Source organism: Psychromonas hadalis ATCC BAA-638 (genome assembly GCF_000420245.1).
GTDB lineage: Bacteria > Pseudomonadota > Gammaproteobacteria > Enterobacterales > Psychromonadaceae > Psychromonas > Psychromonas hadalis.
Window position 1 is genome coordinate 1 of the sequence record NZ_ATUO01000111.1, and the last position, 12,246, is coordinate 12,246.

Below are 12,246 nucleotides of genomic sequence, written 5' to 3' on the forward strand. Positions count from 1 at the left end.
AACTAGACCAAGCGCGTTACAGTGCCAGCATTGCGTTTTATAAGAAACAAGATTTGCGTTTGCAATCTTTGCAGGAATAATACCGATTACATTAAGTATGTGATCTAAATTTTGCGCAGGGAAAACAGCTAAATTTAAGGCGTAAGTTGACGTAAATGGTTGTTCCCTTTACAAAACTTACAACGCAGAAGTGAGTTATTTTAACCAGTAAAATAGATTAGCTATTTACTGTAATTGGTATAAGACAACGGCTCAGAAAAAGTTATTTCTGAGCCGTTAAAAAGCTAAACTTCAATATTCCATTTTTGATAGGATTCTACTTTTAATATCTTAATTGCATCAAACTGAGCAAGGTCGATCAACTTTCTGGGAATATAACTGCGTGTTTTGGCGTTTATAAAAACTTCTACAACAGGTTTTAACATATTTTCATTAATATCAATTACTTTTGCTAAGTGCTGATTGCTAAGCATCACCAAACTGCCTGCGGGGTAAATACCCACTGACTGAATAAACTCCCTCACTAAGCTGGGGTTAAAATGTGCCCCACTCCACTTAACTAATAATTTTAACACCTCAGAGGGCTCTTTACCTTTGTGGTAACACCTATCTGCCGTTAATGCATCATACACATCTACAATCGCAGACATCTGTCCATAACGACTGATTTGATCTCCTTTTAACCCTAACGGGTAACCATTTCCATCATATTTCTCATGATGTTGGGCAGCGATATCCATTGAGATTTGTGAAAGCCCATTGGTTTTTTCTAGTATTTTACGACTGTGCACCACGTGTTCTTTCATAATAACAAATTCATCATCAGTGAGTTTACCCGGTTTATTTAATATCTTATCAGGCGTTAATGTTTTACCAATATCATGCAATAAACCACCAATGCCTACCTCACATATTATTTTCTCTGAGAGGCCCATGCTCTTTGCAAAGGCCATCATTAATATCGAAAAGCTGACTGAGTGCTCAAAAGTATAAACATCCATTGTACGAATACGAGAAAGACCAAGCAGTGCATTAGGGTTACGTAAAATAGACAGGCTTAATTTATTAATAACGGGGTTAACTTGTTCAAGTTCAATATGTTGACCCATTTTTACATTTGCCATCATATCGGCAATAAATTCTCCCGCTTGTGCAAATGCAATCCTAGCTTGGCTCATCTCCTCAAGTGCAGTTACCTTTTTAGGTTTGTTGTCTGTACGCTGATCAACCACCTGACGTAATTTCTTATTCTCATCGATGCGTTTTTCAACAAAAACATCCAACCCTTTGTTGGTATCTATCTCTATTATTTTAGCGCCAGCCGCGATAATTTTACCAATATCAGATTGTTTTTCTAATTTAAAACGATTTAAAGCAAAGGGATGATTTAACCAACCACATTTTAGATCGTTGATATACATCCCTTTTCTAAGCTGATTTACTTTTATTTTCTTTAACATATTTAGTCATTCTTATTTTGTAAAATATTACCGACCAAAATATTGGTTAATAATTGCTTCTAAGTTATTTTCAAGTTGCTCTTCAAAATGGGCTAAATCCTCTGAAAAAACAGCAAGATATTGTGCCGCTTTAGCGGTGGTTAATTTTTTTGAGGCTAATTTAAACTCCATTTCAGCCAAGGTTTTATCTAAGCGAGGTACAATCGTCCAGCGAATATAAGGCTCTGAGCAAGCTTGCAGTTGCATCTGAGCAAACTCACAAAATTCATTAATATATTGCGCACCATCTGGGCCTAATGAGCCAGGCTCCATGCGAAAAATAACGGTCATTTTTTTACTTTCAGGGATCACTATTACACTACCTTCTAAAACTTTTCTTTAATAATACAACAGCATTCAATAAAGCGAGGTGATATAAGTGAATTATTCATAATTAAATATGAAACGGTGAACTCCCTTAAAAATCCATCAATAAAATTGAATCTTTTTATCTAAATAATCAAATATTATTTTCTTACTTTTCACTTTACTGTAGTTAGGCGTTACCAATAACGCACTGTTTATATTTAAAGGAGAAAAAAATGGAAAAAAACACCCCTATTCACTGTTTAATGAGGAATGTGAATAATGAAATCTAATTCACTCTACCCTATTAAACAGGTGATCCCGATAGCGTACCAACAAAGTGATGTAACCGATAACCTGTTTGATAAAGTTAAACAGTATGGTTTGGAAAAACAGCAAAAGTCGTTTGCTAAATCTTTTACACTGGCTATTTTTGCAGGCGTTTTTATCGCTATTGCCTTTGTCTTTTATATCACAGTCACCACAGGTGCTGCCAATGCACCCTGGGGCATGATCAAACTAGCTGGCGGATTAGCATTTGGTTTAGGATTAGTTTTAGTGGTCATTTGTGGTGGAGAGCTTTTTACCAGCACAGTGTTAAGTACTGTTGCTTGGACACAAGGATTATTCTCCACAAAAGCGCTACTCAGTTGCTGGTTACGCGTCTATCTCGGAAACTTAGTAGGGGCAATGCTCATTTTAGGCTTAGTTGTCATGGCAAAGATGCAGTTCTTAGATGGAGGCGCTTGGGGCATTAATGCGATGCAAATAGCACAACATAAATTACACCACAGTTGGGGGCAAGCCTTTGCACTGGGTGTGTTATGTAATCTATTAGTGTGCTTGGGCATATGGATGACATTTACCAGTAAAGACATGTTAACCAAAGCCTTATTACTCATGTTACCTGTTGCAATGTTTGTCAGCAGTGGTTTTGAACATAGCATTGCCAACCTATTTATGGTGCCGCTGGGTATCGCAATTAATACCTTTAGCGCGGCTAGTTTATTAAGTGATCACGGCTTTGCTAGTAATGCATTTGCAGATCTCACGCTAAATAACTTTATTTTTAACAACTTAATTCCCGTCACACTTGGCAACATAATTGGCGGAGCTTCACTGATAGCACTCGCTTATGCCAATAAACCTCAACAACAACAAAATATAGCAACCGATGCAACAACAGATAAAAACTTCTTTTTTACTCCAAACAATAATAGTCCACAAGGAAATAATCTCATGAAAAACAAACTAAACCAGCTTACTATCCTCGATATTATGCAAGCACAACCTTTAACGTTTACGGCAGATCGTTGTATCTATCAAGCACTAGCAATGCTCAGCGAGCAACCATTAAGTGCAGCCCCTGTTATTGATGATAAGCAACAACTTATCGGCTTTGTTTCTGAGCAAGATATTCTGCGTTTATTATGGTCGGAAGAGTATTGTGCAAATCTTAATTATCAATTAAAAGATGTGATGCAAACTGAAATTTTAACCGTTGATGCTAAGCAACCCATCACCACATTGCTTGAGTTTATGGTGGTCGATAAAGAGAAATTATTTCCCGTTAATCAATCAGGCATGTTAATCAGTTCACAGTATCAGAGTTATGAGCAACGCTTAAAAGCAGCCAGCGCAAACCGCCCAGCTATCTATCCGGTGATCCAAGATGGAAAATTCTGTGGCATCATCTCACGCAAACAACTGGCCCAATTGATGGTCAAACAGTATCAACCTCACGATAAAACAGAAAAACAAGCGGCTTAGGATCGGCTTCAAAATTACTTGCGCTTTTGTTTTCAAAATAACCCGCCATTTAGAATCGGCTTTAAAATTAATTGCTCTTTTGTTTTCAAAATAACCCATCATTTAAGGTTTTTTAGAAACAATTTAGAGCAAGTTATTTTATAACGATTCCTTCAGACTTTTTGAAAACAATTTAGCGCAAGTTATTGTGTAACGATTCCTTAACTTACCGAGAAGGTAAAAAATAAAAGGCAAAAGCCATTATTGGTTTTGCCTTTTTTTATAACTACGAATTAATCGCCTTGCCTGTGCTAATATACATGATCTCAGTGGATTTTCACCCGCATCTTTTCGCCAAATAAAAGCAAGGTTGCGCGTCATATTAAGCTCAGGTGTTGGAAGAATAACTAACTCTCCCTTTTCAACCTCCTTAATAACATCTAAATAAGGCAAACAACCTAAATACCCTCCATTTTTCACCAATGCCTTGATCACCGCAACACTTTCATACTCCTTGTACACATCTATATTTTCAATTAAGCCATGCACAGCACCATCAAATATACGTCGTGTTCCCGCGCCTTGTTCACGCAAGATCCATTTACTCTGCTCTAATTGAGCAATATTAACCTTTTTATGCTTAGCGTAAGCATGAAACGTGCTGCTGATAATCACTAAATGATCTTCAAGCAGATTCTCTTGAAAAATACGATTATCATCATTACGCCCCTCGATAATACCCATCTCATAATCGTGATTCAGCACACCATCAACCACATGTTCAGTGTTTTCTATTTGCAAATTAATACGAAGTTCTGGGAAGTCAGTATCAATTTTACTGATAAGCTCAGGCAATAGATGTTCTGCAAATGTTTGACTCACAGAAAGAGAAAAACACCCACTGATCATCTGTTGATCATGTAAACCAAGTTCTATTTGCAATGCATCTTGCAAAAGGCGTTTTGCTTTAGGACGTAGCCACCTACCCCAATGGCTTAAGGTTAAACGGTTTCCTTGGCGTATAAAAAGAGGCCGATCAAGTAAATTTTCAAGCTGTGAGAGTGACATGCTTACCGCTGATTGGGTCATTGATAATTTACGGGCTGCCGCGCTAACACTCTCTTGACTCGCAACCGCATCAAAGACAGATAATTGTTTAAGGGTATATTTCATTGTTTCTCTTTTAATTAAGTATCAATTTTATTGATATTTAGAGCATAACAAAATAGAAACTAAAAGGTTACTATTTAAAATCAATTTTAAAACGATAAATTAAGCTTGAACCTCAAAACTAGGTAGACGTTCGGCTAAAGAGGAGCGATGGTACAGCGCATCAATATGCATACTGCGTTCATTCATCTGTTTTTGTATGTCACTGTCTAAAGCGGGATCTATTGATAACTGTTGCCCTGTAAAATGTTCTGAAACAGAGGCTTCGTAGCGAGTATTAGTCGCGCCACTTTCACTCCCACTGTTTGCTTTTAATATTTCACTGCGTGCGACTGTTGCCATTTGATCCGCTTTGGCGGCCACTTTTCTATCTTGACTTGATGGCTCGGCGGGAGCAAGCGCAGCTGCTTTTATTTGCTGTGCTTTTTGTAAGGTTGCTTGTGGATCGCCAGCAATACGTGAAGTATCAATCGACACTTCCCCCGATACAGCATATTTAACGCCATCAGGACCTGTTTTATAACTGTAACTTGGTGAGCCAGCATGCTGCCCACCAACAGATGAATGCGCTCTTTCATGGGCACTCACCTCTGCATCACGTAGCTTTAATGCACTAATCAGTTCAATTTCAGCATCACTATAGGTTTCCCCATTTTCTTTGGCGACTGAATCAGACGAATTGCTTTGGGTCGTTTTCTCAGTATCAGACTCTTCATCACTGATTGGTTTTACGATTGCATCAATGGCTTTTTTTTCTACATTGTCAGCCTGTTCAGAAACCTCACCCTCAACAGAAGAAATCGGTTTTTCATAGGTAGGATTAACCGTGCTTATTGTTGACGCGGGGCTAGACGAGGAAACTGTATTTGGGATAGTGACCGAGACAGCATCAACAAACGCGACACTATTTATACTAGGGAGCGCTAGTTCCCCTGCTTTTAGTGGCGTTGTGGTTACCGATGTTGGTAAATGGCGCGCAGAGATATTCATGGCACACCAACTTACACTCTGACATCAACCAAACTGCCAACGGCTTCATCCGCTGTCACTTGATTGTTTGATGCCAACGATTGATGCTCTGAAACACGTGCGTTTACCACATCTTCATTGAGTTTTTTTGCCTCTTGCACAGGTTGCTCGGTGGTTACTTTGTCAACACTTTGTGTCTGTTGTTGCACTTGTGTTGCTTGGTGTTGCACCGTTGATGTATTAGGATCATTACGCAATACTGTTGTAGATTGACTACTTACATTGACGCTTCCATTAATATCCATCCCACTCTCCTCAAAAAACAATTCTTGACTAATTATCGTACAAATGAGTACGAAATACGAGTTTTAAATGATAAAAACCGTTACTCATTGCTGTATAACGGTTTTTTATGAAGTCTATTTTTATTAAAAAATTAACTTTCTACAGCTTCCTCTTTGATTTTCACAGGCTCTGTCACTGGTTCATCAGCAATAGGTTTGCCTTTCGATTTTTTAATCACATAAGTGGTGATCATCAGCATCGCAATCACGCCTAATGTGGTTGCAATATCAATGTTTAAACCAAAACCAAGTGTGCTGTTATTTAAAATGAAAGTAATAACAACGGTGGTCATAAACATCGCAGGTATAGTTGCCACCCAGTGCAGTTTATTATGACGTAATAGATAAGCAGATGCAGTCCATAACATCATTACCGCCGTTGTTTGGTTAGCAAAACCAAAGTAACGCCAAATAATACCAAAATCAACCTGCGTTAAAATAGCACCCAGTACAAACAGTGGCAGTGCCATTAACAGACGGTTACGAATCGATTTTTGAGGCATTTTAAAGTATTCAGCCATGATTAAACGACTTGAGCGAAACGCTGTATCGCCTGAAGTGATTGGCAAAATCACCACACCTAAGAAAGCGACAATACCACCAAACACACCAAGAAGCCCAATCGAAGTATCATAAACAATCGCACCAGGGCCACCCGCATTAACCGCTTCCGATAACGCTTCAACACTACCAAAGAAAGAGAGTGCTAAGGCACACCAGATAAGTGCGATAATACCTTCACCAATCATTGCACCATAAAAAACAAAACGCCCATTACTCTCATTATCAATACAGCGCGCCATCAGTGGAGATTGTGTTGCATGGAAACCTGAAATTGCACCACAGGCAATAGTAATAAACAGCGCAGGCCATAATGGTAGATCGTTAGGGTTCATATTGGTAAACATCATGCTCATCTCGTAATCACCCAGTAGTGTGTGCTCACTTGAGAAAGCTAAAGCAACCACTAAACCCACGGACATAAACACTAATAACGCCCCAAAGAAAGGATAAAAACGGCCAATAATTTTATCGATAGGTACAATCGTTGCGACGACGTAATAACTAAAGATAATACCCACCATCACGAGCATCGGCATGGCTAAATCTGTTTGCTGATTCACCAAATTGGTTATCATACCTGCGGGAGCAGAAACAAATACCACCCCAACCAAAAGAAGCAGTACTAATGCAAAAATATTCATAAAATGTTTTGCGCCATTGCCTAAATATTTCCCGGTAATGTTAGGCACAGAAGCGCCACCATTACGAATAGATAACATACCCGAAAAGTAATCATGTACCCCTCCTGCAAAAATACAACCGAGTACAATCCACAACATAGCAGCGGGACCATACAACGCCCCCATGATAGGCCCAAAAATAGGCCCGACGCCTGCAATATTAAGCAGTTGAACAAGGTAAACTTTGCTTTTTGACATCGGTACATAATCGACACCATCTGTTTTACTAAACGCAGGCGTGATGCGATCTGGTTGTATACCAAATACCTTTTCTATGAATGCACCATAGAAAAAATATCCACCCAATAACAGTGCAACACAAAAGAGAAACCACAGCATATTATTCATCCTTTAATAATTAAAATAAGTAGCGTGCACTTTCAATCAAAATAAAGGTAATGTCATTGAATAATTAACCCAGTGGTCATATTGCAGTTTAAGTGGTTAGTTAGAGTTAATAAGTGGTTTTATGTTATTGGCGAAACTAAAGTTTCACTTCCGAAAGATAAAAGCCTAACCCAGCTGAAACTTATCTCTAAGCATCTTCAAGTAACGACGACTCACCGGTGCGACTGCCCCGCTACTGGTGACGATCTCCGCTAATGAGTTATCTAACAGACGAATCTCACGAATCGCATTGGAATTTACCAAGTATTGTCGATGACAACGTAACAGTTCTGTTTTCTGCTCTAATACTTTTAAACTTAATGAGCAACAATTTTCAGCTTCAGCGCTGATAATATGCACCCCCGATTGGTCACTGTAGGCTATCTCTATTTCACTCGGCTTTAATAACGTATAACGGTTGTAACCCGCGCAGGGGATCAAGGTTAATGGTTTATCTGTTAGTGGTTTATAATCCTCTTTTTTGGTCGAACGTTTAATGCGTAACAATGTTTTTTGTAATCGCGCGGGCTCAATCGGTTTAAGAATATAATCAAAAGCATTATCTTCAAATGCTTGCAATGCATGTTGATCATAAGCAGTAACAAACACCACTTTTGGCATATTATCGGGATCTAACATGCTCAGCATCTCCATACCGCTAATTTGAGGCATCTGAATATCTAAAAAAATAACATCAGGTTTTAGCTTATTAACTTTTTTTAACCCTTCAATAGCATTGTGGCAAGAAGCAATCACTTCAATTTCTAGCACTTGTTGCTCGCTTAAAAGGACTATCAGCTCCTCACGTGCATACTGCTCATCGTCAATTACAATCGCTTTTAGCATCTTATTTTCTCACCATTAAAAGGAAATTTAATTTCAGCACGAGTAGAAATACCCGATTGACATAACATGGTTAAACCATATTGTTCACCAAAGCTATTTTTGAGGCGTTTATCGACAATCTGCAACCCCAGTCCCGCTTGTAACTCTTTTTCGCTCAAACAGTAAGTGCCTGCATTATCAATTACTTTTAAAATAACTAAGCCATTTTCAAGGTAGCCAGTGACATCAATCACCCCATTTTCAAGCAGTGTGGATGTACCATGTTTAATGGCGTTTTCCACTAACGGTTGCAGTGTAAAAGTGGGCACCAACTGCGTTAATAACTGCTCATCTATATTGATATTGACTTTTAATCGGTCGGAAAAACGCGCTAGCTCAATTTCAAGATAAGCATGGATATGATTTAACTCCTCTTTAAGGGTCACCGTCTCAATGTTGTGTTTTAGATTACGTCTGAAAAATTGAGAAAGGTGCTGAATCAGTTGCCGCGCTTTATCGGGATCACGGCGGATCACCGCACTAATGGTATTTAACGCGTTAAACAAAAAGTGAGGATTTACCTGCGCTTGTAATAAACGTAACTCCGCTTGGGTTAATAATGTCTGCTGCTCAAGATAACGACTGCTTAATATTTGATTTGATAACAGCTTTGCAAGTCCCTCTCCTAAGCTACGATTCAGTGAAGAAAACAGTTTCTGTTTAGGCTCATAAAGTTTGATAGTACCTAATACTTGGTTTTCACTGTCCAAAAGTGGAATAATAAGGGCTGCACCGAGCCTACAATCAGATTTTATTGAGCATTGATAAGTAACTTCATAACCATCTGCAAAGATAATCTCGCCATTCTTAATGGCCTGTTTGGTATGTTCTGATGAAATTGGCGTATCGGGTAGATGGTGATCATCAGCAATGCCAATAAACGCTAATATCTTCTCTCTGTCAGTAATTGATACCGCACCAACCCCTGTTTCTTGATAGATGATTTTTGCTATTTTCTGAGTGTTTTGCTGATTAAAACCACTGTTTAAAATGCCCACCGTACGCTCAGCAATGGTTAATGCTTTACTGGAAAAACTGGTTGAGTATTTTTCATATATCGCTTTTCTATCTTGGATAATGCTCATAAACAGTGCAGCCCCCAGCGAATTAGCGATAATCATCGGCAGTGCGATCGTTTTCACCAGATCTAATGCTTGCTGATAAGGCTGTGCCACCAGCAAGATAATCGACATTTGCATTACCTCGGCAACTAAAAGCACCGCAAAGACTAATAGCGGGTTAAAAATCTTCTCAACAGATCCACGACGCATAAAATAAAGATGCACAAACCCGCCGAGTAATCCCTCAGCCGTCGTTGAAATAGCACAGGCCACATCGGTAAAACCGCCCATTGAATAACGATGTAAACCGCCCGTCAACCCCACAGCAAACCCCACTATCGGACCACCTAATAACCCACCCATCACCGCGCCAATCGCACGTGTATTGGCAATGGCATTTTCTATCGCCAAACCAAAATAGGTGCCAAGAATACAAAACAGGCTAAATACAACATAACAGGCTAATCGTTGTGATAAACGTCCAGAAAGCATGGTCAAGGGCATAAAAAGTGGTGTTTTACTGAGCAGATACGCGATCACCAAATAAACACTAAGTTGCTGTAATAAAGAAAAAATAAGTTCCATTGAGTGCGTTACCTAAAAAACGTTATAACTGTTGTTAACGAGGGTGATATACTCGCGCTCTTTAAAATATTTTGCAATAAAGTGGTGATATAAATGAGTGTTGATGCGATTGGTTTATCTTCTGAACTATTAAAAGCGGTAAAAGCCTGCGGTTACAAAACCTTAACACCGATTCAGCAACAAGCGATCCCGGTGATACGCTCAGGTGTGGATCTCCTTGCTAGCGCACAAACGGGGACAGGTAAAACAGCGGCTTTTAGCCTACCTATTTTAGACATGATTGCTAAAAATAGCAGTGATAAAATGGCTAATAATCGCACTATTAAAGCGCTTATTTTAACGCCAACCCGTGAACTGGCCATGCAGGTTGCCAAAAATATCGCACAATATAGTCAATTTATGGACTTAACATCAGGCGTGGTAACAGGTGGCACAAATGTAGATCCACAAATTAAAATGCTTAAAGTCGGTGTGGATATTTTAGTGGCCACACCCGGGCGTTTAATTGAACACCTTAACGCACGTAATGTGAACCTTTCACACGTTAAACACTTGGTATTAGATGAAGCTGATCGTATGTTAGATATGGGCTTTTTAACTGATATTCAGCAGTTAATGGACACCATCAAACAAAAACATCAAACAGTGATGTTCTCTGCGACCTTTTCAGCAAAAGTTAAAACGCTAGCGAATAAGTTATTACGCACACCTAAAACCATTGAGGTATCTCCTTCTAACTCAACATCCGGCAAAGTGAAACAACAAGTTTATTGGGTTTCAGAAGCACGTAAACGTGAACTTTTATCTGAACTAATCGGCGTTAAAAACTGGAAACAGGTGTTGGTCTTTGCAGGTACTAAAGAGAGCGCAAACCTGCTTGCTAAAGAGTTAAAACTCGATGGTATTAAAGTCGCGCTTTGTCATGGCGATAAAACCCAAGGCGCACGTAGTAAAGCGATTGAAAAATTTACCCAAGGCAGTGTACGTGTTCTCGTTGCAACCGATGTGGCTGCACGTGGTTTAGATATCCCTAACCTTCCTTATGTGGTTAACTTCCATCTGCCCTTTTTAGCAGAAGATTATGTTCACCGTATTGGTCGCACAGGTCGCGCAGGTAAAAGTGGCATGGCAATATCATTAGTCAGCCCTAAAGATGAGCAATTTTTAGATAATATTGAAACATTAATTGGTCGTCAGTTTGAACGTATTGTCTACCCCGGTTATGAGATGAGTGAGCAGTTTGAGACTGAAGATGGTAACAGCGAAAAACCACTTAAAAAGAGTCGCTACAAAGCAACACAAGCGCATAATCAAATGGTAGCACGCCGAAAAGAAGCAAATACCCCTGCTGCCATTCGACGTGAAAAAGCGAAAAAACGTAAACAGCGTTAACTGAGTGATTAACCAATAAACGACCAATGTGGTCGTTTATTATTCATCTAACACATTAAACGCAAATATTATTTGACGGGGCAGGCACAACTCAGTAATATCTCGCTTCGTTGATTAGGTGTAAACCTTTCTGACATTTAGTGGGACATACATTGTGTATTGCATCTCCAGTGTTTTTATAAAGCACAAATAAATTCCGGTGATTAGCGCAGCTTAATAGCTAATATTCCAAGCCTTTGTCCACTGGACAAAGTCTAAATGAAAAATTTCGGTGATTAGCGCAGCTTGGTAGCGCACCTGGTTTGGGACCAGGGGGTCAAAGGTTCGAATCCTTTATCACCGACCACATTTGAATAATCCGCTTAGCTTTCAGAGTTAAGCGGATTTTTTCGTTCTAGAACCTTTAACAGAGAAATTAGGAGTATTCATTAGTTCGAATCCTTTATCACCGACCACATTCAGAAAGGCCCGCTAGATTTAATTATCTAGCGGGCCTTTTGCTTTTTAAAACCTTTAACAGAGAAATTAGGAGCATTCATTAGTTCGAACCCTTTATCACCGACCACATTTGAATAATCCGCTTAGCTTTCAGAGTCACACCAATTCCATTAATTAACTGGTCATACTTGTCCACGATATTGAACACAATGAAATG

10 protein-coding genes and 1 tRNA gene are annotated in these 12,246 nt (G+C 39.1%); 3 read left to right on the forward strand and 8 right to left on the reverse strand.

The window, feature by feature from the left end; genetic code table 11:
- Positions 1-284: 284 nt before the first annotated feature.
- On the reverse strand, positions 285-1,460 hold the full coding sequence (locus G322_RS0113205) for a cyclic di-GMP phosphodiesterase (protein WP_022942232.1): 1,176 nt from the start codon (positions 1,458-1,460) through the stop codon (positions 285-287).
- A gap of 27 nt (positions 1,461-1,487) precedes the next feature.
- A complete protein-coding gene (locus tag G322_RS0113210) occupies positions 1,488-1,790 on the reverse strand; it encodes a hypothetical protein (protein ID WP_051143771.1) in 303 nt (100 codons plus the stop codon).
- A gap of 297 nt (positions 1,791-2,087) precedes the next feature.
- On the opposite strand from G322_RS0113210, the gene focA reads away from it, so the two are divergent.
- A complete protein-coding gene (gene focA / locus G322_RS0113215) occupies positions 2,088-3,575 on the forward strand; it encodes a formate transporter FocA (RefSeq protein ID WP_022942234.1) in 1,488 nt (495 codons plus the stop codon).
- A 240-nt stretch (positions 3,576-3,815) separates the two neighbouring features.
- Here focA and G322_RS0113220 read toward each other — a convergent pair whose 3' ends face one another.
- From G322_RS0113220 to G322_RS0113245, 6 genes are all read right to left on the reverse strand, one after another.
- The gene (locus G322_RS0113220) at positions 3,816-4,727 is read right to left on the reverse strand and encodes a LysR family transcriptional regulator (protein WP_022942235.1); all 912 of its coding nucleotides are present in this window, start codon (positions 4,725-4,727) and stop codon (positions 3,816-3,818) included.
- A 99-nt stretch (positions 4,728-4,826) separates the two neighbouring features.
- Positions 4,827-5,714 (reverse strand): putative metalloprotease CJM1_0395 family protein, encoded by an 888-nt coding sequence (locus G322_RS22360; RefSeq protein WP_022942236.1) that lies wholly within the window; start codon positions 5,712-5,714, stop codon positions 4,827-4,829.
- Between the two features lie 11 nt (positions 5,715-5,725).
- The gene (locus tag G322_RS0113230) at positions 5,726-5,998 is read right to left on the reverse strand and encodes a hypothetical protein (protein WP_022942237.1); all 273 of its coding nucleotides are present in this window, start codon (positions 5,996-5,998) and stop codon (positions 5,726-5,728) included.
- A gap of 131 nt (positions 5,999-6,129) precedes the next feature.
- Complete coding sequence (locus G322_RS0113235; protein WP_022942238.1) at positions 6,130-7,620, reverse strand: carbon starvation CstA family protein; 1,491 nt, start codon at positions 7,618-7,620, stop codon at positions 6,130-6,132.
- Positions 7,621-7,794: 174 nt separating this feature from the next.
- On the reverse strand, positions 7,795-8,514 hold the full coding sequence (btsR, locus tag G322_RS0113240) for a two-component system response regulator BtsR (protein WP_022942239.1): 720 nt from the start codon (positions 8,512-8,514) through the stop codon (positions 7,795-7,797).
- The gene (locus tag G322_RS0113245; protein ID WP_022942240.1) at positions 8,508-10,199 is read right to left on the reverse strand and encodes a sensor histidine kinase; all 1,692 of its coding nucleotides are present in this window, start codon (positions 10,197-10,199) and stop codon (positions 8,508-8,510) included. The genes btsR and G322_RS0113245 overlap by 7 nt, the downstream gene beginning before the upstream one ends.
- Positions 10,200-10,292: 93 nt before the next feature.
- Here G322_RS0113245 and G322_RS0113250 point away from each other — a divergent pair, with 93 nt between their 5' ends.
- Positions 10,293-11,591, forward strand: coding sequence for a DEAD/DEAH box helicase (locus G322_RS0113250; protein ID WP_022942241.1), 1,299 nt, complete (start codon positions 10,293-10,295; stop codon positions 11,589-11,591).
- A gap of 269 nt (positions 11,592-11,860) precedes the next feature.
- Positions 11,861-11,937 (forward strand) — tRNA-Pro (locus G322_RS0113255).
- Positions 11,938-12,246 lie beyond the last annotated feature (309 nt).